General features: G+C 52.6%; 25 protein-coding genes and 1 other annotated feature. Of the genes, 7 read left to right on the forward strand and 18 right to left on the reverse strand.

All coding sequences use genetic code 11. The features are described 5' to 3' along the window. Positions 1-4: 4 nt before the first annotated feature. Both fucP and rbsK read right to left on the reverse strand, forming a co-directional pair. Positions 5-1,321: an L-fucose:H+ symporter permease gene (fucP, locus tag JSN25_RS05635; protein ID WP_137346626.1), complete on the reverse strand. Its 1,317-nt coding sequence runs from the start codon at positions 1,319-1,321 to the stop codon at positions 5-7. A gap of 27 nt (positions 1,322-1,348) precedes the next feature. Further along, entirely contained in the window at positions 1,349-2,269 is a 921-nt protein-coding gene (rbsK, locus tag JSN25_RS05640; protein WP_069323664.1) for a ribokinase, read from the reverse strand. Between the two features lie 324 nt (positions 2,270-2,593). Here rbsK and JSN25_RS05645 point away from each other — a divergent pair, with 324 nt between their 5' ends. After that, positions 2,594-3,379 carry a DeoR family transcriptional regulator gene (locus JSN25_RS05645; RefSeq protein ID WP_085049143.1) on the forward strand — a complete coding sequence of 262 codons (786 nt, stop codon included), beginning with the start codon at positions 2,594-2,596 and terminating at the stop codon, positions 3,377-3,379. 1 nt (position 3,380) lies between these two features. Here JSN25_RS05645 and ilvN read toward each other — a convergent pair whose 3' ends face one another. The 3 genes from ilvN to ivbL all read right to left on the reverse strand — a co-directional run bounded on the left by ilvN (position 3,381) and on the right by ivbL (position 5,569). After that, on the reverse strand, positions 3,381-3,671 hold the full coding sequence (gene ilvN / locus JSN25_RS05650) for an acetolactate synthase small subunit (protein ID WP_038635677.1): 291 nt from the start codon (positions 3,669-3,671) through the stop codon (positions 3,381-3,383). Positions 3,672-3,674: 3 nt separating this feature from the next. Next, positions 3,675-5,363 (reverse strand): acetolactate synthase large subunit, encoded by a 1,689-nt coding sequence (ilvB, locus tag JSN25_RS05655; protein WP_137346625.1) that lies wholly within the window; start codon positions 5,361-5,363, stop codon positions 3,675-3,677. 107 nt (positions 5,364-5,470) lie between these two features. Continuing rightward, a complete protein-coding gene (gene ivbL, locus JSN25_RS05660; protein WP_003827118.1) occupies positions 5,471-5,569 on the reverse strand; it encodes an ilvB operon leader peptide IvbL in 99 nt (32 codons plus the stop codon). A 522-nt stretch (positions 5,570-6,091) separates the two neighbouring features. Here ivbL and tisB point away from each other — a divergent pair. The 3 genes from tisB (at position 6,092) to emrD (ending at position 8,516) form a co-directional block, all read left to right on the forward strand. Next, the gene (tisB, locus tag JSN25_RS05665; RefSeq protein ID WP_110496414.1) at positions 6,092-6,181 is read left to right on the forward strand and encodes a type I toxin-antitoxin system toxin TisB; all 90 of its coding nucleotides are present in this window, start codon (positions 6,092-6,094) and stop codon (positions 6,179-6,181) included. Positions 6,182-6,304: 123 nt separating this feature from the next. Continuing rightward, positions 6,305-7,138 (forward strand): DMT family transporter, encoded by an 834-nt coding sequence (locus JSN25_RS05670; RefSeq protein WP_110496412.1) that lies wholly within the window; start codon positions 6,305-6,307, stop codon positions 7,136-7,138. Between the two features lie 193 nt (positions 7,139-7,331). Then, a complete protein-coding gene (emrD, locus tag JSN25_RS05675; RefSeq protein ID WP_038635685.1) occupies positions 7,332-8,516 on the forward strand; it encodes a multidrug efflux MFS transporter EmrD in 1,185 nt (394 codons plus the stop codon). On the opposite strand, the gene JSN25_RS05680 is transcribed toward emrD, so the two are convergent. Then, on the reverse strand, positions 8,443-9,525 hold the full coding sequence (locus JSN25_RS05680) for a cellulase family glycosylhydrolase (RefSeq protein WP_137346724.1): 1,083 nt from the start codon (positions 9,523-9,525) through the stop codon (positions 8,443-8,445). The genes emrD and JSN25_RS05680 overlap by 74 nt on opposite strands. Positions 9,526-9,603: 78 nt before the next feature. Next, positions 9,604-10,530 (reverse strand): DNA-binding transcriptional regulator DsdC, encoded by a 927-nt coding sequence (dsdC, locus tag JSN25_RS05685; protein ID WP_204525712.1) that lies wholly within the window; start codon positions 10,528-10,530, stop codon positions 9,604-9,606. Between the two features lie 228 nt (positions 10,531-10,758). Between dsdC and dsdX the strand changes: the two genes are divergently transcribed. Together dsdX and dsdA are read left to right on the forward strand one after the other, a co-directional pair. Continuing rightward, entirely contained in the window at positions 10,759-12,096 is a 1,338-nt protein-coding gene (gene dsdX, locus JSN25_RS05690; protein WP_085049147.1) for a D-serine transporter DsdX, read from the forward strand. Positions 12,097-12,113: 17 nt separating this feature from the next. Next, positions 12,114-13,436 carry a D-serine ammonia-lyase gene (gene dsdA / locus JSN25_RS05695; RefSeq protein ID WP_199979651.1) on the forward strand — a complete coding sequence of 441 codons (1,323 nt, stop codon included), beginning with the start codon at positions 12,114-12,116 and terminating at the stop codon, positions 13,434-13,436. A gap of 11 nt (positions 13,437-13,447) precedes the next feature. Here the strand turns inward: dsdA and JSN25_RS05700 are convergent, their stop codons facing one another. The 6 genes from JSN25_RS05700 to ibpA form a co-directional block, all read right to left on the reverse strand. After that, complete coding sequence (locus JSN25_RS05700) at positions 13,448-13,960, reverse strand: radical SAM protein (RefSeq protein WP_038635697.1); 513 nt, start codon at positions 13,958-13,960, stop codon at positions 13,448-13,450. A gap of 14 nt (positions 13,961-13,974) precedes the next feature. Then, positions 13,975-14,337 carry a DUF202 domain-containing protein gene (locus tag JSN25_RS05705; RefSeq protein ID WP_085049149.1) on the reverse strand — a complete coding sequence of 121 codons (363 nt, stop codon included), beginning with the start codon at positions 14,335-14,337 and terminating at the stop codon, positions 13,975-13,977. Then, positions 14,327-14,674 (reverse strand): YidH family protein, encoded by a 348-nt coding sequence (locus JSN25_RS05710; protein ID WP_038635701.1) that lies wholly within the window; start codon positions 14,672-14,674, stop codon positions 14,327-14,329. The genes JSN25_RS05705 and JSN25_RS05710 overlap by 11 nt, the downstream gene beginning before the upstream one ends. A 173-nt stretch (positions 14,675-14,847) precedes the next feature. After that, entirely contained in the window at positions 14,848-16,509 is a 1,662-nt protein-coding gene (locus JSN25_RS05715) for a putative transporter (protein WP_038635704.1), read from the reverse strand. 124 nt (positions 16,510-16,633) lie between these two features. Beyond that, on the reverse strand, positions 16,634-17,062 hold the full coding sequence (gene ibpB, locus JSN25_RS05720) for a small heat shock chaperone IbpB (protein WP_005121488.1): 429 nt from the start codon (positions 17,060-17,062) through the stop codon (positions 16,634-16,636). A 92-nt stretch (positions 17,063-17,154) separates the two neighbouring features. Then, positions 17,155-17,568: a small heat shock chaperone IbpA gene (ibpA, locus tag JSN25_RS05725; RefSeq protein ID WP_153257971.1), complete on the reverse strand. Its 414-nt coding sequence runs from the start codon at positions 17,566-17,568 to the stop codon at positions 17,155-17,157. Next, positions 17,562-17,634: a sequence feature (ROSE (Repression Of Heat Shock gene Expression) occurs in the 5'-region of heat shock genes and acts as an RNA thermometer to modulate expression.), on the reverse strand. It overlaps the preceding gene by 7 nt. A 238-nt stretch (positions 17,635-17,872) precedes the next feature. On the opposite strand from ibpA, the gene JSN25_RS05730 reads away from it, so the two are divergent. After that, positions 17,873-18,205 carry a YceK/YidQ family lipoprotein gene (locus JSN25_RS05730; RefSeq protein ID WP_085049150.1) on the forward strand — a complete coding sequence of 111 codons (333 nt, stop codon included), beginning with the start codon at positions 17,873-17,875 and terminating at the stop codon, positions 18,203-18,205. Here the strand turns inward: JSN25_RS05730 and JSN25_RS05735 are convergent, their stop codons facing one another. The 5 genes from JSN25_RS05735 to yidA form a co-directional block, all read right to left on the reverse strand. Then, positions 18,206-19,432 carry a YidR family protein gene (locus tag JSN25_RS05735; protein WP_204525517.1) on the reverse strand — a complete coding sequence of 409 codons (1,227 nt, stop codon included), beginning with the start codon at positions 19,430-19,432 and terminating at the stop codon, positions 18,206-18,208. Between the two features lie 74 nt (positions 19,433-19,506). Further along, positions 19,507-20,694, reverse strand: coding sequence for a DUF4056 domain-containing protein (locus JSN25_RS05740; RefSeq protein WP_233638437.1), 1,188 nt, complete (start codon positions 20,692-20,694; stop codon positions 19,507-19,509). A gap of 17 nt (positions 20,695-20,711) precedes the next feature. Then, entirely contained in the window at positions 20,712-21,797 is a 1,086-nt protein-coding gene (locus JSN25_RS05745; RefSeq protein WP_233638438.1) for a BamA/TamA family outer membrane protein, read from the reverse strand. A 41-nt stretch (positions 21,798-21,838) separates the two neighbouring features. Further along, positions 21,839-22,849, reverse strand: a complete 1,011-nt coding sequence (locus tag JSN25_RS05750) for a hypothetical protein (protein WP_051594498.1) — start codon at positions 22,847-22,849, stop codon at positions 21,839-21,841. 173 nt (positions 22,850-23,022) lie between these two features. Continuing rightward, on the reverse strand, positions 23,023-23,835 hold the full coding sequence (gene yidA / locus JSN25_RS05755; RefSeq protein WP_038635719.1) for a sugar-phosphatase: 813 nt from the start codon (positions 23,833-23,835) through the stop codon (positions 23,023-23,025). Positions 23,836-23,952 lie beyond the last annotated feature (117 nt).

Raw genomic sequence — 23,952 nt, forward strand, 5'->3', positions numbered from 1 at the left:
CTCCTCAGGAAACTGTCGCTTCAGCCAGGTTGTTGCGCACTTTGCTTTCACGCCAGAAGTAGATACCGACGTACACGAAGCAGAGCATGGAAACCAGGAACGAAAGTTGCAATGAATGGAACATATCAGCCACATAGCCCTGAATCGCCGGAACCACCGCCGCGCCGACAATCGCCATAACAATGACGGCACCTGCCATTTCGGTATGTTCGTTATCCACGGTATCAAGCGTACCAGCATAGATTGTCGCCCAGCAGGGTCCAAACAGGACACTTACCAGCACTGCGACATACACAGCGCTGAAACTTGGCGCCAGTGCAACATAGATGAGGAACAGGGCACCAATAATGGAATAGAGAATCAGCACTTTTTCCGGATTGAAGCGTGTCATCAAAATGTTGGCGATAAACTTGCCGATAAAGAAGCAGGCGAAGCTATAGACCATGAAGGTTGAGGCATCGCGCTCGTTGATATCACCTAATTCCAGTGCCAGACGGATGGTGAATGACCACACCGCGACCTGCATCCCCACATAAAGAAATTGCGCCACAATTCCGCGACGGAAACGGGCATTGCTGGCCAGATAACGCAGTGTATCTATCGCTGACGGGCGTTTACGACTCGTGGTTTGCGCGACTTTACAGGTCGGGAAGCGGGTCAGCAGGAATAACACCATCACCACAACCAGCACCATAATCATGTACTTGTATGGCTCAAGAGTATTTTCCAGCATCATCACTTTAAAGTTATGGATCTGCTCGGCGTTCATCCCGGCCATCTGTTTTTCCAGGCTTTCGCCTTCAGAGAAGACCAGATATTTACCCAGCAGAATACCAGCCGCTGCGCCAATAGGATAAAAGGTCTGGCTGATGTTCAGGCGTAAGGTCGCATAGGCTTTTGGGCCTATCATTGAGCTGTAGGTGTTGGCTGCCGTTTCCAGGAAACTCAGGCCAATCGCAATCGCGAAAATCGCCGCAAGGAACATGGTGTAGGTGGCCATGTGCGATGCCGGGAAAAAGAGCGTACACCCAACGATATAAAGGGTCAGCCCCATTAAGATGGCGATTTTATAACTGGTTTTTTTAATCACCAGAGATGCCGGGATCGCAATTAAAAAATAGCCGCCATAAAAGGCACTCTGAACTAATGCCGAGGCAAAGTTACTGAGTGAAAATACACTTTTGAATTGCGTAATCAGAATATCATTTAATGCGGCTGCGCATCCCCATAACGGGAATAAACAGGATAACAAAATAAACTGGAACAGAGGGGTCTTATTCAAATAGCCGTCAGGCATCTGAATGATGTTTTTATCGTTCATAGTGCTACCTTTTACAGTGCAGGAGTATTATTCGTTTAAGGTAAGAAACTCATTAAATTGTTCGATGCTTGGATAAGATGATTGAGTGCCTTTCCCGGTAACGCTGAAAGCAGCGAAGAGAGCGGCTTTTTTCATGGCGGCTTCCACATCACCGCTTTGAACGTAATAGTGAGCAAAACAACCGATGAAAGCGTCGCCTGCGCCACTGGTATCGACAGCATTCACTTTAAACGCCGGAACATGGACTTCCTGGTCACGCGTCATCCACAGCGCACCTTTCTCACCCATGGTGACGATAATATTGTTCAGACCTTTATCAACCAGAGAACGTGCTGCTGCGCGAATATGGTCATAGGTATCTACTGACATACCGGTTAATATTTCCAGCTCGGTTTCATTCGGCACGAAAAAATCACATTTACAGGCATAAGACATATCTAATTCCCGTAATGCAGGGGCGGGATTTAGTAACACTTCAATACCGTGCTTTTTGCCGAATTCAATCGCGTGATAAACAGTTTCCAGCTGCACTTCCAGTTGCAGGATAATAAGCTGACATTTTTTCAGATCTTCCGCCGCACGATCGATATCTTCCGGGGAGAGAAATTTGTTCGCTCCTTTAATAATCAGAATGCTGTTGCTGGAGTTGGCATTAACAAAGATCGGTGCGACACCGCTGCTGGTGCAGGGTACCTTTTCGACATAGGTGGTATTAATTCCCCAGGATTCGAGATTGCGAATAGTGTTATCCGCAAAAATATCATCACCGACTTTTGTCAGCATCAGCACTTTGGAATTGAGCTTAGCGGCCGCAACGGCCTGATTTGCACCTTTACCCCCGCAGCCAATTTTGAACGCCGGCGCTTCCAGCGTTTCCCCTTCTTTGGGCATCTGGTTGATGTAGGTGATGAGATCCACCATGTTGGAGCCAATAACCGCGATATCCATTTTACTACCTCTCAGAAACAATCACACAACAATGATATTAAAATAACATTATCATGTTACTTTTGTATCATTTGTGACTAGGATCGCGATTGGAAGATCATTTTATTGTTTATTTATTACGCTAAATGTTGCTATCCGATCACACTAAAAATGATGAAGTTGCTTACAATTGACTGAAAGTTAACTGGATATAATCAATAAAACGTGAAAAAACACGCTTTTATTTCCGAATAGTCAGACGTATAGTAATGCGGCAATGTCATGTTCTCAGAAACACAAAAATGTTACTGAAGGAACATGGAAATATGATTCGTGGAGAAGCACATGGAAACCAAGCAGAAAGAACGTATTCGACGTCTGATGGAATTGTTGAAGAAGACCGACCGAATCCATCTGAAAGAGGCGGCACGAATGCTGGAAGTTTCTGTGATGACTATTCGTCGGGATCTCAGTCAGGATGACGAGCCGTTACCCCTCACGCTGCTCGGTGGTTACATTGTGATGGTGAACAAACCTGCTACCATCGTTAACGCGCCACTCCCCGCGCAAAAGCAGTATCACCGCGACGATTTACCGGTTGCCATTCTGGCAGCGGGACTGGTGAGTGAAAATGATCTGGTCTTTTTTGATAATGGTGCGGAAATGCCGTTAGTGGTCAGCATGATCCCGGACGATATTTCCTTTACCGGGATTTGCTACTCGCATCGGGTGTTTGTAGCGCTAAATGAAAAACCCAACGCCACAGCGATTCTTTGCGGGGGAACCTACCGGGCGAAAAGTGACGCCTTTTACGACACCAGCAATCCCTCCCCGCTGGATGCACTCAACCCACGGAAAGTCTTTATCTCCGCCAGCGGAATCCATGAGCATTTCGGCGTTAGCTGGTTCAATCCGGACGATCTGGCCACAAAACGCAAAGCGATGGAACGCGGATTACGTAAAATTCTGCTGACGCGCCACGCCCTGTTCGATGAGGTCGCCCCCGCCAGCATTGGTCCACTCTCCACCTTTGACGTACTGATAAGCGACCGTCCGTTACCGGCAGATTACGCAACCCACTGCCGGAACGGCTCTGTCAAAGTGATTACCCCGGATTCAGACGGCGACTAACTCACTCGAAGAAGACGGAGATTTTATTAAACATCGACGGGTCTGACTGGTTGCGGGCGACTTTCACCACATCTTCCAGTTTGTCGATCTGGCTTATCATCTGTTCCAGACGCTGATCGTCGTTGACCAGTAGCCAGATACGGCTCTTATCGCTGTCCTGGATCGGTAGGCAAAGAATACCTTCCACGTTGAACGCGCGGCGGGCAAACAGCCCACAGACGTGGGTCATTACGCCCGGATGGTTGCGTACGGTGAGTTCCAGGATTACGTTGTCATGAGTCTGCTGTTGCATGGCTTATTCCCCCACCATTTCAGTGTTTGCCGCGCCCGGCGGCACCATCGGGTACACTTTTTCTTCCGCGTCGATACGCACGTGGATCAGCGCAGGTCCAGGACGATTAATCATTTCCTGCAACGCTGCCTGTGGATCCGCTTCGTTATTTAAATCACAAGTTTCCAGACCAAATCCGGCTGCGATCTGCATAAAGTTAATCATCCCCGGATAGGTCGCGGCAAAAACACCCTGCTTATAGAACAGGCTCTGCTGCTGATATACCAGACCCAGCGCTTCGTTATTCATCAGAATGATTTTAATATCCAGCTGATTTTCGCTGGCCGTCGCCATTTCCTGAATATTCATCATCAGGCTACCGTCGCCAGAGAAGCACAGGACTTTTTTATCCGGGTTCGCCAGCGCCGCGCCAATGGCCGCCGGCAGACCAAATCCCATGGTGCCCAGACCACCAGAGGTCAGCCACTGGCGCGGACGGTTCAGCGGATAAGCCTGTGCCGCCCACATCTGATGCTGGCCGACATCGGTGGTGATAATGGCGCTGTCATCCACGCAAGCCGCCACAGCGTTGATCAGCCCATAGTGACTGAGCGGGTCGCTTTCCTGCGGAATAGCGCAAGGAAACTCACGTTGTAAATCGGCCACCATCTGATGCCATGCCTCTCGCGGCTGGGCTGCAACCAATGGGATCAGTTGCGCCAGAACCTCATCGACATCTGCCTGAATCGCGACATGCGGCTGTTTGATTTTACCCAGCTCCGCACGGTCGATATCCACGTGGATGATTTTGGCGTTCGGGCAGAACTGTTCGGTTTTACCAATCGCCCGGTCATCAAAACGTGCGCCCAGAACAATCAGTAAGTCCGCTTCTTGCAGAATAAAGTTGGTGCTGCGCGCGCCGTGCATACCCAGCATGCCTAACGACAGCGGATGCGCCTTTGGCAGCATGCCCAGCGCCATCAAGGTCATGGTGGTAGGCAGCATGGCTTTTTCGGCCAGTTCACGCACGCGTGCGGGCGCGTTAATCACGCCGCCGCCGAGGTACAGCACCGGACGCTGTGCGGCATTAATCATGGCCGCGGCATCGCGAATGCTGTCCTGACTGAACGCCGGCGCCGCCATTTTCTGCGCGGGTTCCGGCATCTCTTCAATGTCAAATACGGCGGTTTGAATATCCTTAGGAATGTCTATCCACACCGGGCCTGGACGTCCGGACTGCGCAATGCGGAACGCATCGCTCATGACCTGCGGTAATTCATTGATATGGCGGACCAGATAGTTGTGTTTGGTGATGGGGATAGAAATACCGTAGGTGTCGACTTCCTGGAAGGCGTCGGTACCGATCATCGAGGCCGGAACCTGCCCGGTGATACACACCAGCGGGATGGAATCCAGACGAGCATCGGCAATCGCGGTAACCAGGTTGGTGGCGCCCGGCCCGCTACAAGCCATACACACGGCGGGTTTACCATCGGTTCGCGCCATGCCTTGCGCGATAAACCCCGCACCCTGCTCGTGGCGCGCCAGGATATGACGGATTTTCGTGCTTTGGCTTAACGCGTCATAGACGGGAAGGATCGATCCGCCAGGGATACCGGTGACTACCTGGATTCCCTGACGTTCCAGGAAATGAACGATGAATTCTGCGCCCGTAAAACGCGTACGCTTGGATGTTATGCCCGAACTTGCCATGCTCCAGTCCTTTTATTCTGGGCCGTTGCTCCGGGCAGGTCTCTTAAACGAAAAACCCCGCCCGGTTTGCGCCGGCGGGGTTTTGGAATCGTGTGTTGATCCGGACCCTACGGCGCATTGCCGACGACCACCACCACACGCACGACGACCGCTGCGCGAGATGGCGCAGTTTTTAGTAGGGTCGCAGTCAGCATGGAAGGGTTCATTAGGGACCTGTCTGTTTGTTGATTAACTGGATTTATACAAACACAGGTTTTTCAGCGTGACAATGGAAAAATTTTCATCTGCACAAAAATGCGTCAAAGATCACATTTCGCTATGTGATGATGAAAAACAAAAAACCCCGCCGGAGCGAGGTTCTTTTCAGCGTTGTGCGGTTGGTAGCCGCCGAGCACACTGTGTTATGTCAACGAGAAAAGTATACGCGTTCTGCGAAGAACACGCAATTTCGGCACGAATTTTGATGATGTTGAGTATGGCCTAATGTTGACGTCTCGTCCATAAAATACTGTTAATTTATACAGTATTTATCTATAATATTTCGGTACGCAATGTGTTATGCGGGGGCCGCATCGTAAACCGGCGCATCAAAGTCCTGGCTGAAACGGGTGGTGCCGTCAGCGCCTTAACCCCCGTGTGAGCACACTGTGTTATGTCAACAAAGGTGCTGGCAACAGGCAGCGGCGAGGTACGCCAGCACCGTGCTCCTTGTACCAAAAGGAGAGCGTATGAGCCTCGTGGATATCGCTATTCTTATCCTCAAACTCATTGTTGCAGCACTGCAACTACTTGATGCCGTTCTGAAATACGTTAGGTAATTCAGATTCAAGTCGCACCTAAGGGGAGCGGGTAACACTCCGCTCCCCTTTCACCTTTTCCCAGGTGCTTGTCACGCGTCAATATGTTACGTTTTTATGACATTCTCAGGGAAGAATTCCGCCATGACGCTTTCTGTTTTCTGCATTTTGCTGTTCGCCGCGTTGCTGCATGCCAGCTGGAATGCCATTGTTAAGGCTGGAAACGATAAACTGTACTCGGCGATCGGCGTCAGCGGCTCGGCTGCGATTATGGCATTGATCTGCTTACCCTTTGCGCCTCAGCCTTCTGCCGCCAGCCTGCCGTTTTTGGCTGTCTCAACGGCCTTACAAGTGGTGTACACGGTTCTTGTCGCCAAAACCTATCAGGTTTCGGATATGAGTCAGACCTATCCTTTAATGCGCGGCACCGCACCGTTGCTGGTTGCGATTATCAGCGTCCTGTTTCTTGGCGATAGTCTCTCTACGCTTGCCTGGGTGGGGATTGCCACCATCTGCCTGGCTATTCTCGGCATGGCATTTAACGGACGCAGCAGCTCGCAACGCGGGATCGTTCTGGCGCTCATTAACGCCTGTTTTATTGCCGGTTACACGCTGGTCGACGGCACCGGGGTACGCTTATCAGAAACCGCGTTGGGTTATACGCTGTGGACCTTCTTTCTGAACGGTTCTTGCCTGCTCACATGGGCGATGATCGCCAGACGCCGGGAAGCGTCACGCTATCTGGTACAGCAGTGGAAGAAAGGTATTCTTGGCGGGATTGGCACGATGGGTTCCTACGGACTGGCGCTGTGGGCCATGACCCAGGCGCCGTTGGCGGTGGTCGCTGCGCTGCGTGAAACTTCCATCCTGTTTGGCGCGCTGCTCGCCTGGCTGCTGCTGAAAGAGAAGGTCGCAGGGATACGTCTTGTCGCAGCCGCAGGTATTGCCATAGGCGCGGTTTTGCTACGCTTGTCATGATCTGTTGGTCGACCTGATGCAATCCGGCAACATTTGTTGCCGTTTTTTGTTTACATTTCCTGCCGTTCATCGCTTAAACATTCCAGCCTACTATCTGGCCTTCTTTTTCTGTTGTGGTAGATTCCACGCGCATTTACGGGAAAGTGCAGCACCTTATTCTTATTTTTTCACTTTTTTAAAAGTTATCAGCGAAATGAAAAGGCATAGAAGCGTCAATTTGTTGTTGATGTTGGTATTACTGGTGGCGGTTGGACAGATGGCGCAAACCATTTATATCCCCGCTATTGCTGATATGGCGCGTGAACTGAACGTTCGCGAAGGGGCGGTGCAGAGCGTGATGGCCGCCTATCTGCTGACCTACGGCCTGTCACAACTGTTTTACGGCCCACTTTCCGATCGCGTTGGCCGCCGTCCGGTGATCCTCGCCGGGATGTCTATTTTTATGCTGGCCACGCTGGTCGCCATCACCACCCACAGCCTGACGGTACTGATTATCGCCAGTGCAATCCAGGGGATGGGAACGGGCGTCGGCGGTGTGATGGCGCGAACCTTGCCGCGAGACCTGTATGAAGGTACACAGCTTCGTCACGCCAACAGTTTGCTGAATATGGGGATCCTGGTCAGTCCGCTGCTGGCGCCGCTGATTGGCGGTATGCTGGATACCGTGTGGAACTGGCGCGCTTGTTATATTTTTCTGCTGATTCTGTGCGCGGGCGTCACGTTTAGCATGGCGCGCTGGATGCCGGAAACGCGCCCGGCAGGCGCGCCGCGTCCACGGCTTATCGCCAGTTACAAGACGCTGTTTGGCAACAGCTCTTTCACCTGTTACGTGCTCATGCTGATCGGCGGCCTGGCGGGCGTTGCGGTCTTCGAAGCCTGCTCCGGGGTATTATTGGGCGCAAGGCTGGGTTTAAGCAGCATGGTGGTCAGTATCCTGTTTATTCTGCCTATTCCGGCGGCGTTTTTCGGCGCCTGGTTCGCCGGTCGCCCGAACAAGCGTTTCTCAACGCTGATGTGGCAGTCGGTCATCTGCTGTCTGGTTGCCGGTTTGATGATGTGGATCCCAGGCCTGTTCGACGTGATGAACGTCTGGACGCTGCTGGTTCCCGCCGCGCTGTTTTTCTTCGGCGCCGGGATGTTGTTTCCACTGGCAACCAGCGGCGCAATGGAACCTTTCCCGTTCCTGGCGGGCACTGCCGGCGCGCTGGTCGGGGGATTACAGAACATTGGTTCCGGTGTGCTGGCGTGGTTCTCTGCGATGCTGCCGCAGACCGGACAAGCCAGTCTGGGCCTGTTGATGACCCTTATGGGGCTGCTGATTTTTGTATGCTGGCTTCCACTGGCGTCACGCGTGTCGCATCAGGGGCAGGCGGTTTAAGCGCATGATGGCCCGGTTTATCGCCGGGTTTATCACATTCAGGCGCAACCATCGTCGTCAGCAACGGCTCCAGCGCCGGACGCCAGGCTCCCTCCTCGCCATCATAGAACTGCGTATCCGCATTGACAGCATAGGGAATCTTCGCTTTCTTCAGCTCGCACGCCATAAAACGGGCGAAGGCCATTTGCGCAGCAGAAGGTCCATTTTTAATGGTTTCTCCCGGCGACCAGCCGCCTACCCAACTCACATGACCGGTTTTCTGCTGCCAGCGAATGGCGGTATTGATACGGGCGCGAATAGCCGTCTTTTCCGCTGCAGTCCCTGACGTCCATGGGTATTTGCCGTTATTTTTCAGCGGCCCCCACGGGAAGATATGCCATTCGGCCAGCACGGTATTCTGGCTTTGCGGCGGCAACTTCAGGTTCGGCAGCTCTTCCGGCGCGGCACGCAGTCGCGGCGCAATGAAGATCATCCGTTGCGGGTCAATAGCGTGGATGGTACGAATCGTTTTGTCATACACCCGGTTGAGCGATGCCTGATTATGGTTGAGCTTATCCGCAGGTTCATAAATCAGGTCAAAACCCAGTAGCGGCGAACGTTGACCAAAGTAATGCGCCACCGCCACCCACCAGTTCACCACCTCTTTTTCATTACCGGCGCTGGGGTCTTGTTTATATTCATCCGCCTGGTAAGCAATAATCGGGATTACGCCATACTGCTCGCAGGCTTCGACCAGCTTGCGCAGATGAATCAGTCTGGCTTCTGTCGGTTCTCCCGCCACGCGAATACGCACATGGGAAATGCCTTTCGCCCTGAAATCCCGCACCACCAGCGGATCGAACTCGCGGATGCCACGCTCGGTTCGCGCCCAATCTACGTCCATCCCGACCCCAAGCTGCTGCGCATACGCCGCCGCCGTCAGCGCAGGTTGCGCAGCGCACACGGTGGCGCTGGCGAAGAGTAACAGGGAAACAATCGACTTTAACACGGTCGTCCTTACGCAAATCATCAGGAGTGATATCACGTATTTAGCATGCTTTTTCACTTTCCGTGTAGAGAGAAAGCGTAAAAAATATGCATGCCCCGCTTATTTAACCTGCTCCTGTAGCCAGCCAATAAACGCCTCGATTTTCGGCCACTGCCTGCCGGGCAGCGTGGTGATGTAGTAATGCTGATGGCATTTCAGCGCCATATCGCCAAAAGGCGCGACCAGCTCTCCGCTATCGAGGCGTTTTTGCACCAGCCTCTTACGGCCCATCGCTACGCCGATGTGATTCATTGCCGCAATCACCGCTAAATCAGAACGATCGAAACCAATGCCCGACGATGTCGGCAAATTTACCGCAAAATGCTGCGCCCAACTGTGCCATTCATCGGTCCCGGAATCGTTGCTCCACGCCTGTCTGTCATGCAGCAACGTACAGTGCGGCAAATTCACCAGCGAGCTAGTGAGACCATAACGAGAGGCATAGTCCGGGCTGCAGACCGGCAAAATCTCTTCATTCATCAGAAAATGATGCGTGAGCTGCGCGGAGGGCGCGTCGTCAAAATAGATCGCCAGATCGATGCCGGCACGCTGCAGATTGACGTTGTCGTTCCCGGTCAGCATGGTCAGCGAAATCGACGGGTAGCGACGGGTGAAGTCGCCGAGCGCCGGAACCAGCCAACACTGGGCGATAGAGGGCCGTGAGTACACGGTGAGCATCCCCGACAGTTCCTGATTTTTGATATCAAGAATTTCCTGGTTAAGCGTGTCCAGCGACGATTTCAGCGCCCAGAACACCCGTTTACCCTCGTGAGTCAGTTCCACTTTGCGGTGAGAACGGACAAACAGCTGAATACCCAGCTCATCTTCCAGCTGATTAATGCGGTGGCTGACGGCGCTGGGGCTTAATGACAGCTCATCTGCCGCCAGCGCAAACGACTGATGGCGGGCCGCCACTTCAAAGGTATACAGCTTTGACAGCTGCCAGCCGTTAAGTAGTCGGTTTCTGACTTCGCGTAGGGGATCCATATTCATCTCTGTCATCCTGAATCATACGTCGGAGTGTAAAAAAAACCGCTGTAAAAATCAGCACAAAGATGATTCATAGTGAACCATATCGCACTAATGACGTGTAATTAGACGTAAATCACTCACTTGATGCAATCTGGCTCATGTGAAAGAGGATTTATATCGTTTGTCAGACCCTGCCTTATTTTTGTCCAATAACCTCAGGTTAATCACAGGGCAAGGTGAGTTATGCACTCTCAAATCTGGGTTGTGAGCACGCTGCTGATAAGCATCGTGTTAATCGTTTTGACCATCGTGAAGTTCAAATTCCACCCGTTTCTGGCGCTGCTGTTAGCCAGCTTCTTCGTGGGTACGATGATGGGTATGGGGCCGCTGGATATGGTCAATGCCATTGAGAGCGGCATCGGCGGTACGCTGGGCTTCCTCGCCGCGGTTATCGGCCTCGGGACCATTCTGGGCAAAATGATGGAAGTGTCCGGCGCGGCAGAACGCATTGGCCTGACGTTACAGCGCTGCCGCTGGCTTTCCGCTGATGTCATTATGGTGCTGGTCGGGCTGATTTGCGGGATCACGCTGTTTGTTGAAGTCGGCGTGGTACTGTTGATTCCGCTGGCTTTTTCGATTGCCAAAAAGACCAATACTTCACTGCTGAAGCTGGCAATCCCACTGTGTACGGCGCTGATGGCGGTGCACTGTGTGGTGCCGCCGCATCCGGCCGCCCTGTTCGTCGCGAATAAGCTGGGCGCGGACATTGGCAGCGTAATTGTTTACGGTTTACTGGTGGGCTTAATGGCCTCGCTTGTCGGCGGGCCGCTGTATCTGAAATTTCTCGGTAACCGCCTGCCGTTTAAACCGGTGCCGGCTGAGTTTTCCGACCTTAAAGTTCGCGACGAAAGTACGCTGCCGTCGCTGGGCGCAACGCTGTTTACCGTCCTGTTGCCGATTGGCCTGATGCTGGTCAAAACCGTTGCTGAGTTGAACATGGCGAAAGGCAGCACGCTGTATACGCTGCTGGAGTTTATTGGTAACCCGATCACCGCGATGTTTATTGCCGTCTTCGTGGCCTACTACATTCTCGGCCTGCGTCAGCATATCGGCATGGGCGCGCTGCTGACCCACACTGAAAACGGGTTTGGTTCGATTGCCAACATTCTGCTGATTATCGGCGCAGGCGGCGCATTCAACGCTATCCTCAAGAGTAGCGGGCTGGCGGATACCCTCGCGCTAATCCTTTCAAACATGCATATGCACCCAATTCTGCTGGCGTGGCTGGTGGCGTTAATTCTGCATGCTGCGGTGGGCTCTGCCACGGTGGCGATGATGGGTGCGACGGCAATCGTGGCACCAATGCTGCCGCTCTATCCCAACGTTAGCCCGGAGATCATCGCTATTGCCATCGGTTCCGGCGCCATTGGCTGCACGATCGTGACCGATTCCCTCTTCTGGCTGGTGAAGCAGTACTGCGGCGCCACCCTGAATGAGACGTTCAAATACTATACGACCGCGACATTTATCGCGTCCGTGATTGCACTGGTGTGCACATTCCTGCTTTCCTTTATTATTTAAGCGCGAAGAGACTGACTATGGAAAACATTCAAACACTTATCGCCCAGTATCCTTTAGTGGAAGATCTGGTGGCTCTCAAAGAGACGGCCTGGTTTAACCCTGGCACCACCTCTCTTGCGGAAGGTTTACCCTATGTTGGCCTGACCGAACACGATGTTCAGGATGCCCATGCCCGGCTGAAGCGCTTCGCGCCGTACCTGGCACAGGCCTTCCCGGAAACCGCAGCCACCGGCGGCATTATTGAGTCTGAGCTGGCTGCAATCCCATTGATGCAAAAACGACTGGAAAAAGCATTCGGACAGCACATCTGCGGCGAACTGTTGCTGAAGAAAGACAGCCACCTGCCGATTTCCGGCTCAATTAAAGCGCGTGGCGGCATTTATGAGGTCCTGACCCACGCGGAAAAACTGGCGCTGGAAGCCGGTCTGCTGACGACAGAAGATGATTACAGCATTCTGCTTTCACCTGAATTTAAACAGTTTTTCAGCCAGTACAGCATCGCGGTAGGCTCCACCGGCAACCTCGGGATGTCGATTGGCATCATGAGCGCCCGTATCGGCTTTAAGGTGACGGTACATATGTCTGCCGACGCGCGCGCATGGAAAAAAGCCAAACTACGCAGTCACGGCGTGACGGTCGTCGAGTATGAAGAAGATTACGGCGTGGCGGTTGAACAGGGTCGCAAAGCGGCAGAGTCCGATCCGAACTGCTTCTTTATTGATGATGAAAACTCCCGCACGCTGTTTTTAGGTTACGCGGTGGCTGGTCAGCGTCTGAAGGCGCAGTTCGCGCAGCAGGGTCGCGTGGTGGATTCTGACCATCCGCTGTTTGTCTACCTGCCGTGCGGCGTCGGCGGCGGTCCTGGCGGGGTGGCATTTGGTCTGAAGCTGGCGTTTGGCGATAACGTACACTGCTTCTTCGCCGAGCCGACCCATTCACCCTGCATGCTGCTGGGGATTTATACCGGGCTGCACGATACCATTTCCGTGCAGGACATTGGCATCGACAACCTGACGGCGGCGGATGGGCTGGCGGTGGGCCGCGCTTCGGGGTTTGTCGGCCGGGCGATGGAACGTCTGCTCGACGGTCTGTACACCCTGGACGATCAGACGATGTACGACATGCTGGGCTGGCTGGCGCAGGAAGAAGGGATTCGCCTTGAGCCTTCAGCGCTGGCGGGGATGGCCGGTCCGCAGCACGTTTGCGCCTCTGCTGACTATCAGCAGATGCACGGCTTCAGCGCCGACCAGCTCAATAACGCCACTCATCTGGTGTGGGCGACCGGCGGCGGCATGGTGCCGGAAGTCGAAATGGCGCAGTATCTGGCCAAAGGGCGATAACGCCGCTGTGCTTAACGCAGCATCGCCATCAGTTCCATCGGTGAGCGATGCTGCTTAAGCAGGTCACGCATCACGCGCATATGCGGAGCGGTATGGTTGAAGAAAGCCTGATATCCTGTACACAGCACGCCCTTTCCATTCTCCTCGCGATACGCAGGACAATCTCCATGGTAGTACTGAAACAAAGAGCATGCCTGACAGCGTGTATTCTGCAGTGTCATCGTCTGGCATTCAAACAGTGCAGTCCGACCACACCACTGGCGTAGCGTATTATCGAAAAGCTGAATAGATATTTGATTAATATCTTCACGTACCCAGATATCAAATATCGCAATTAAAAATCGCCCCCACCCGTCCGGCGTCACTGAATCTTCAGTCAGGTAACCTGAAGCATCGCGCTTAATCAAAGGAGTAAACTGTACGAGGCGAACTTTTCCTTGTTGCAAACCACGATACAATTCAACCGGTTGTAAACTTTTCTGGTGGTTAATCACCATTTCTAAAACGTCATCACTAACATCCATGTTCTCACATCCTGTCATGCAAAATTCTCGATAAATACGATAAGTTGGCGAACATGCGTTACAGCAAACAGTATTGCGAGGGATAACACCGCGAGGGAGATCATAAATTTGTCACGCACCGCGCGAGATTCAGAAAAATCACTATCACTCACATCCATGAGATTACGGCTGCGGGTATAACGCCAGAGAATAATCGCCACCAACGTCAGTATGACGATAGATATCCAGAACAGTGCCCCAGCCTGATGCCAGTTGTGCTTAATCGCCAGCGCCATTAACGCGCCATAACCCAACAACGTACGAAACCATGCCAACGATGTGCGCTCCGGTTGTAGTCCCGGATCGGCGATACGTCGCGATTTACGGCTATCCGGCATACAGCACCAGCACCATAACAATCACCGCTACAATCGTCAGCATTGCGCTGATAATGAGCAAACTGTGGGTGTAAGGCAAATCCTCTTTCAAGCGCATTGCCTTTTCATTACGTAACCAGCGCAAATAACCATAAATAGCCAGACCGCCAGCAAACAGACACAGCAACAGGGCCAATACTTCGCGAATAACTGGCGTGGCGAAATCCGGAGCCAGTTGATCCAGACCAACGCCTGCGGCCAGAAAACCTAACGAGGTGCGTATCCATGCCAGAAATGTGCGTTCATTTGCCAGCGAGAAGCGGTAATCCGGCGCTTCCCCTAGGCGGGAAATCTTCATGACGACTCCTTCAATATTGTTGTCTGGTCGTTATACCGGAACAGTTCAGCAGTATGAACCTGATTCGCAAACGGAAGAGAACGTAATGTGATGAGACAATGGAAAAAAGATGTGGCGAATGGCGACTTGCACCGTATCCGACCTACAGGAGATGCAGGCCGGATACGCTGTTACTAACCTATCCCCCAGAAAATCACCGCCAGCAGCTGTGGGGTGATAATCCTCAGGAACATCACCAGCGGATAAACGGTAGCATAGGAGAGCGCCGCCGCCCCGCTGGTGGCATGCAGGTTGTTAGCAAACGCCAGCGCGGGGGGATCGGTCATCGAACCCGCCAGCATACCGCACAGCGTCAGATAGTTCATTTTGGCGAAGATACGCGCCAGCAGTCCCACGGTAATCAGCGGAATGGCGGTAATAAAAATACCGTACCCGACCCAACTCAGCCCATCGCCCTGGGTCAGCGTATTAACAAAATCACCGCCGGACTTCAGGCCAACCACCGCAAGGAACAGCACAATACCTAACTCTCGCAGCGCCAGGTTAGCGCTGGGAGGCATAAACCAGTACAGCTTACCAATGCTGCCAATACGCCCCAGAATTAAGGCCATGATCAGCGGTCCACCGGCCAAACCCAATTTTAACGCCACCGGGAAACCCGGGATGAACAGAGGGATGGACCCCAGTAGAACACCCAGTCCTATACCGATAAATACCGGCAGCATCTGCACCTGTTGCAGTTTTTGCTGCGCGTTGCCGACAACATTGGCAACGGCATCAATGGACGCGGGACGCCCCACCAGATTGAGGATATCCCCGAATTGCAGGCTGGCATCGCTGCTGGCCACCAGCTCAACGCCTGCACGGTTCAGACGGGAGATAACCACGTCGTAACGTTCTTTAAAATGCAGGTCGCGGATACGTTTACCCAGCACCTGTTCGTTGGTCACCACCACGCGTTCAACGCGTAAATCAGTACCTCGCGTCGACAGCGATGTGTCCACCTCCTGCCCAATCACCACCTGCGCGTTATGCAGGTCACCGGGCTGGCCGACCAGGTGTAGCAGGTCGCCCATCTGGATAATCGTCCCTGGCGACGGCACCATCAATGTCTCTTCACGTTTCAGACGCGAGCAGATGATTTTATCGCTGTTCAGAATTGGGACATCCTGAATCGCCATATTGTTGAGGTTCGGGTTTTCCACGCGGATGTTCATGGTCTGAATCAGCGCGTGTCCGTTGGTCAACGTGGATTCATGCTGCTGAGCTTCAGCATCGACGTTAACGCGGAAAATAAGGCGCATCAGCCACATCGTGAGCAAAATACCGCAGATACCAAAAGGATAAGCCATGGCATAGCTCATCCCCATCTGGTCTACAATATCTGCTGGCGTCCCCAGATCGCGCAGAATTTGCTGCCCGGCCCCCAGCGCCGGCGTATTGGTGACCGCGCCGGAGAATATCCCCAGCACCACCGGAAGGGGAATGGCAAAAATCTTATGCAGGATCGCGGTGACCAGCCCCCCCATGATGACAATCAGTACGGCAAACAGATTCAGCCGCAGCCCGGAAACGCGCAGTGACGCAAAAAAGCCCGGCCCCACCTGAATACCGATGGTGTAGACGAAAAGAATCAGGCCAAATTCCTGAATGAAATGCAGCATGTCGCCGCTCAGGGTCATCCCTGCCTGATCGACAAAATGTCCGACGATAATACCGCCGAACAGCACCCCTCCGATGCCAAAACCAACGCCACGTATTTTTATGTTGCCGATCCATAATCCGACAACCGCCACCAACGCCAGAACGCTGACCGTCAATGCTATATCACTCATTATCCTGTTCCCTGTGAATAACATCATTAAGTAAATGGATTCTCGCAGAGTACAGTCGCAATGTATGGGTGGTAAAGCACAAAAAAGCCCCGTCATTTCTGGCGGGGCAAAGGCATGGAGCTATTTAGCTATTTAATGCGGGACGTTCGCTGATGGCGATACGTTGTGGGGCAATGGTTTCAGGTTCATTTCGGGTCAAATCGATATGCAGCAAGCCGTTAGTAAAGCTTGCGCCGGAGACCTCCATATTTTCAGCCAGCGTAAAGCTCAGACTGAACGACTGAGTAACCAGCCCCTGGTGCAACCATTTTGTCTCTTTTTCCGGCTGCTGCGGTGTACCTTTCACCGTCAGGCGTGTGCCTTCCAGTTGAATATCCAGATCTTCCTGGCGGAAACCGGCTAACGCAAGGGTAATGCGATAGTGGTTATCATCGCTCTTTTCGATGTTATAGGGTGGGAAGCTCTGGCTTTCACCGGCGTTTTGTAACGCATTGGCCAGTTTGTCAAAACCGATCCATTGACGCAGCAGTGGGGATAAATCGTAGTTACGCATAATAATCTCCTTCTAAGAAGCGAGTAGGTACCTTTCGGCTCCCTGACGGCAAGCCGATTGCTTAGCAAGGCCGCCTGAAGCGGCCCACAGAATTAGTTGATTTCGATGCGGCGCGGTTTGTTCGCTTCGGGAATAACGCGCTCAAGATCGATATACAGCAGACCATTCACCAGGTTTGCGCCGCGAACATGAATGTTCTCCGCTAACTGGAACTTACGTTCGAAGTTGCGCTCGGCAATACCCTGATACAGGTAAGTACGTTCTTTTTGCTCATCCGCATGAGCGCCTTTTACCACCAGCAGATTGTCCTGCGCGGTAATTTCCAGCTCGCTTTCAGCAAAACCGGCAACGGCAATCGCAATGCGGTAATGGTTTTCGTCTACCAGCTCAACGTTGTACGGAGGGTAGCCGCCATTATTCTGGCTCTGGTTGTTTTCCAGCAGGTTAAACAGACGGTCAAAACCAATAGCAGAACGGTACAGCGGGGATAAATCAAAGTTACGCATAATCAATAGCTCCTGAAATCAGCGAGAATGTGAGACCTTCCATCATGGACAGGTCAGGTAGCCAGGACACCCATCAGGCATGCCCTTCTGTTGTCTACGTCCTAAAAATGGGTCTTAACACAAACTTTTCAAGTGTATTCATCTGACTTTTTTTGCAGTTTGTTGTCTATTGCATACACTGGGGAGAGCAGTTGTTATCGATAAATCGCGATAGCCGCCACAGTGCGACGAAATGGTGATGTTATTTTCGCAACGGATCGCTTTAACTCACCATGCAAACACGATGAAAACAGATGAATAAACGATGATAAAAAAAATGTTGGTAACACTGACAATGTGCAGCGGGATGGCGTTTTTGAGCGGCTGTTCCAGCATAATGTCGCATACCGGAGGCAAAGAAGGGACGTATCCTGGCACACGCGCCAGCGCCACCATGATCAGCGAAAGTGATACGAATTGGGGAACGAAGTCGCTGGCGATTCTGGATATGCCTTTTACTGCGGTGCTGGATACCGTATTGCTTCCGTGGGATCTCTTTCGTAAAGATAACTCGGTGAGATCCCGCGTAGAAAAGAGCGAGGAGAGAACGCAGGCCACGAACGCCGTTATCCCCCCGGCGAAAATGACTGCACCTTAATTAACGCCCTGTTTCAGTCATCCACAGTTGGCGGAAACCTTCGACCTCTTCCATCCACGCAACCAGTCGCCCATCAGGAGAGAAGACAACCGCATCGGCCGACGGAGGGTTGTCGTGACGCGCCGTTAAAAAATCAATCTCTCCCGTCTGAGCATCACAACAAGCTATTCTGTTTTCCAGCACAAACCCCAGCCATTTCCCTGATGGATGCCAGTTGAATGCCGACTGAATACCCGTGGCGCAACGGGTAAGCTGACGCGGCTCACCACCCTGCGGTGGAATTAACCACAGCTGCACAACGCCATGGTTGTCGCGCATTAAAAACGCAATTTCAGACGTCTGCGGATTACTGCGCACCCAGTGGCGCGGCTGATTCACCAGCCCCGGAAAGGCGCGCTCATGAGTAAACGTCAGGCGACGTTGGCGAATACCGGATGGCGGCGCAGGCATTGTCGCCTCTGTGCCCTCCAGCGGAGCATCACCCGGCTGTTTCCAGCCGCTTTCATTCTGAGGCAAATCAACAATAAACAGCTCCGGCACTTTCTCACCGGTCACTGACAACGTATCGCCGATAAACGCCAGTGTGCTTTCGCCCACCCAACCTTCTTCATAGGCGCGGTTTATCTCATCGCTCCCCGGTTTTGGCGCCGGTGTCGTTTGACTCACCAGCACGCACCAGCGGCTCCCGCTATATTCACGTGGATGCTGCGCGGATACGTTCACCGGACCATACGGCGCAGCCACGCCGACGTTACGTAAATCCAGCGCCGGGGAGCGTTCATGCAGCACATGGTCGTTATAAGTAAAACTGACACACTCACCGTTCGGGCTAAAGACATGCACATGACTGCCGCCGCGTAACGCGCCAGGCGTGTACGGCGCGGTGATATCCATTGCATCCAGATTCGTCACCTCTGCCTGCGAAACAATCACCCCACGGCGATGATGAAAGTCGTAATCCCATGTTTCATCTGGATTTTCTGGCCCATGAATAAAAACATACTTTTCCGACTTTGGATGAACGGTCACCACGCCAACATGTGCCCCCTGAGTGGCCCGGTAAATCACCTCCAGTTCGCCAGTATGAACATTAACGCGTTCAATCGTTTCCCCCGTAAAAGAGGCACCGGAAGGACGCACGTCGAAGACCAGCCACTGACTGTCCGGGGTCCAGGTGTTGATATTGGTAAGCTGATGATTACGCGGCGTAAAGGTGATTTGCTTCATGGGATGCCCTGATACAAGACGATTTAAGCAATCATACTTCACAAGCACTTCACTTGCAGGATTTAGCGTAGCGATTATCGGATTGGGCCCGGCATATGCAGAAAACCTCCGCCAGTGAAGTTCTGATGGAGGTTTTTTAATAAAGGAATGAATGAATTCTCATCCACTTTCGACAGATTATCCCTAGCACCTGCAAGCGTAGCCAGCGCAGGGAAATTAGCATCGCTATACCAGGATTGTGGTAAAGGTAGCCGCGCCATGTTACTTCCGGGCCGGAGTTGAAGTTGCGCCAGCGAATCAAGGGAATAATTTCGCCAGTGATGCGGTAATGACAGGCGTAGCGGCGCGGCTTTTTCGCCCGGCACTGGCGTTGGCAAACGCGAATCACTTACATCGTAGTTTCTGTGCAGCACCAGATATTTCTCCGGCACCCGACGCTGGCTGTTCCACCACTTGCCATCCAGCATATCAAACTGAAAACGGGTTATTGTTTCTGACTTAGCTCCCAACTGCGTTAACGCCTGACGCAGTGCATTATTCATTGCCGCATCGTACATCCCTGATGTTGCCAGTTGCCCATCAAGGATCAGCGACACCGCAATTCTTGCCCCCAACAGGTTGGAGTAGAGATCTTCCGGTGAAAATGCGGAAACTTCCTCAGAAAACCCAGGAACTGACTCAAAACCGTACCATTGTGCAATTTCATGCCAGGCCGCGAGCTGAAAGGCCAGATGTGCTGCCAGCCAGGCAGCTAATGCGTAACGATCGCCCGCCATTTCAGGTGGTGTGAAGGCGTTGAAAACGATATGCCGCTCCGCCAGTTCATCTTCGAGTCGCAACGTAAAAGGCTGACCTAACTGTGGAAGTAGATGGCTAAAAAGCCAGACCGTCATATCTGCGGTATCTCGTACATGCGCGATATCGATGAAACCGCCGCGAGAGGTGTACACAATGCCATTGTGTTCATGCCCGATGCCGGCCAGGTTCACTAACCCTAACAGCAGGCTATCGTTATAGCGATGCTCGCCAATACCGTTAGCTGCCACGACGTTATTAAGTTCATAAAACGGTACTGGCATATCCAGCACCTGCGCGTGCAGGTCGTAACCAAAAGCGCAGCACGGACGTAACCCTTGGGGCGCAGGGAGCGGCGAAACAACTGGCCAGGCGGTGCTTTCGGCCTTGTCATCTTCATTTACCAACTGCAAAGGTACAGGTATCGCAGCATGGACCCCGACCGTTGCCAATAACAAGATAGTCATCAGCAGCACTTTATTGATCAAAACGCCTCTCCTACCTGAAAATAAAAACCGCTGCTCCCTTTGCCAATGCCATAATCCAGACGCACATTCACCCGCGGCTTAAATTCAAAGCGATACCCCACCCCCGCCGAGGGTAGCCAGCGTCCGTCACCCAGCGCGCTAAATGATGGCCCCATCGTCCCTGCGCCCAACCAGCCAACCACGCCATGCCGCCAGTCAAGTTTGCGGCGATACTCTACCTGCCCGCTGACGGCGTTTTTATCGCGATAGCGTCCTTCGTAATAGCCGCGCATCCGCTGATTGCTACCGAGCAGCGGCATCATGCTCCACGGCACATCCCCCTGAGTAAAGGCACCGTCCATCTCCCATGCCAGTACGTCCTGGTCGTCCAAAGAGTGATAACGGCTGTAGTGCAACTGGTATTCATCAAACCGGGTATCGCTCCCCGCATCGGGCGTATAGCGGGTATAGCGTACGTCGGCATATTGTCCCTGGCGCGGGTTAGGAACAAAGTCGCGGTCATCCCAGCTAAGTTCGACACTGCTGCCGGAACTTAGCACCGACGCGCCCTGCCCGGTATTTTCAATTTTTAGCGGATCATTACCATCCATTTGCGCAGCATGTTGCGCGTTCAGCGACCAGCCGACGCCCAGATAGATATTAGGCTCTACCCGACGATATAACGTGGGGTGCAGATCCAGATCCTGAGCCGTATATTGCTGTTTCTGGCTGTCTTTATCACCGGCACTAAATCCCTGCCCCCAGTACCAGGTTGGCGTATCGGTTAATGCGCCATTGAGAAAGAAACGCCAGCGATCGTCGGCAAAAAAGGCATAATTTTGCATAGTGACGCCGAAAGCGCCCGTTGAGCTAAAGTAGCCGCTGAGGGTCAGCGTCGAGTTCTGACTCACCGTGTCGTTTGGGTCTGGGCGATACATTCCCACCACCGCGGTACCTATCCCCAGCCCCAGCTCCGGAGTGTAAAATGGCCCCGGCATTACGCCCCAATCGATTCCTTTGCTGGCGTTAAAGTTATCGCTGGCGCCCAGTGTATTCAGCCAGCCGTCAACTTCGTCGCGGGTCGGTAATTCTGCCTGCGCAATGCAGGCGAACAGACTCACCAGCAACAAGAAAGCGAGGCGGATCAAAAGCGGTACTCTCCAGCCATGAAAAAACTGTTACGGTCGGCAAAGCCAATTTCGGTCGTCACGTTAAAGTTTCGGGTCAATTCATACTGCGCCCCGACCAGTACGTTCCAGGGGGATTGCAGATGCTGTTTAACGTCGAAACGGCCATTGCCGTCCTTATTCGCGATATCCACCATTTTCTGCAGCGTCTCAGACGGCATATTGAGATCGCTAAGGCTACCCCTGAATTCTTGCTGCACGTCCTGATACATACTGCCAATCCACAGATTCAGCTTGCCGGACGGCAAGTACAGTGCTTCCACACCCGGGGTGGTAAAGCGATAACCGACTCGCGGAGAAACCGTGAAGGCATCAATACTACCGTCAAGAATGTCAAACTGCGTCTGAGTATAATTGGCATCAAAAGCCGTAAACCAGTTACCCACACCGCCCACCAGTGTCGTCCCCACACCGTAGGTCGTGCCTTTAAAGTCGAGCTGAAACGCCAGGTTTTGCAAATTGTCTGGCGTGTGAACTTTGCGTGGACCTTTAATGCCTACACCAATCTGCGAAACGGAGTGACCGTCGGTATAGCCCACCAGGCCATAGACGTTCATAAACGGCAGCAGCCAGGCATCCAGTTTCAGGGTTTCTGTTTTGCTTCTCTCGCGCGTGTTGCCAACGTTAATTTTGAATGCGTTATCCAGCGAATGGCCGCCCAGAGAAAGGCCATTAAAGTTAATACTGTCTACATTAATATTCTGCCTGATATTCATGTAGTTAATATTTACACCAAACGGCTCAGGCAGGTCGTAACCACGTTTACGCGCCTCGTCGCCTAAAAAGGGCAAAACGGAGTGGCTTGCAGCAGGTTTAGTCGCCGGTTTTACCGGCAAAGAAGCGGCCTGACCATCATCCTGATAATCATACAAAGGTGTTAACGTTGAGCCAGAATCCGTCGCAGCACAGGCTTGAAAAATCAAACAGGAAGACGTCATCAACACCAGGCGAATGCTTGTGTTAGTCATAAGAAAACATAGTTGCAGGCAGGAACCGCCTGAATATAAAAGAAGGTGGGAGAGTATAGAAGTTGCGTACTAAATGGGGGGATTAATGTGCGGTTTCACATCTGATAATACAAACGTGATTTTTATAACATTCTTAATGTTTTATGCCTGGCCGAAGCCAGGCATAACGCACATCAGGAGAGGACGTACTTCTCAATGGCCCAGGCAACACCGTCTTCCAGATTAGATTTCGTCACAAAGTTGGCGATCTCTTTCACCGTTGGAATGGCGTTATCCATCGCAACACCCACGCCGGCGTATTCAATCATCGCGATGTCGTTTTCCTGATCGCCAATCGCCATAACCTCTTCGGCTTTAATTCCCAACGCATCGGCCAGCGATTTTACGCCAGTCCCTTTGTTGACGCGTTTATCAAGGATTTCGAGGAAGTACGGCGCACTTTTCAGCACGGTGTACTTTTCTTTCACTTCCGCCGGAATGCGCGAGATGGCCTTGTCGAGGATCTCCGGCTCATCAATCATCATCACTTTCAGGAACTGGGTCGCCGGATCCATTTTTTCAGCCTCACAGAACACCAGCGGAATCGTCGCGACAAACGATTCATGCACCGTGTAATAACTGATATCACGGTTAGCGGTATACAGCGTGTTGCGATCGAGCGCGTGGAAATGCGAGCCAACTTCCCGGGAGAGTTGCTCCAGATAGCGATAATCATCATAGCTCAGCGCGGTTTGCGCCACAGTACTGCCATCGCCTGCTTTCTGCACCAGCGCACCGTTGTAGGTAATGCAGTAGTCACCGGGTTGTTCCATGTGCAGTTCTTTCAGATAGCTGTGAACGCCGGCATACGGGCGTCCCGTGGTCAGCACTACGTTCACGCCACGCGCGCGTGCCGCGGCAATTGCCGTTTTGACTGCAGGTGAAATGGTGTGATCGGGCAGCAGAAGTGTGCCATCCATGTCGATAGCAATAAGTTTGATAGCCATGAGTTCCCCGGATTAAATGAGTCCGCCCTCATGCTAACGCGATTCCGCTCAAAAAACAGCTACGAAAAGGAGGATAGAAAGGGGAATCAAGATTCCCCTTTTGTAGGTCGGTTGTAG

Origin of the sequence: Citrobacter cronae, assembly GCF_016893685.1 — a bacterium.
In the GTDB taxonomy this organism is placed as follows: Bacteria; Pseudomonadota; Gammaproteobacteria; order Enterobacterales; family Enterobacteriaceae; genus Citrobacter; species Citrobacter werkmanii.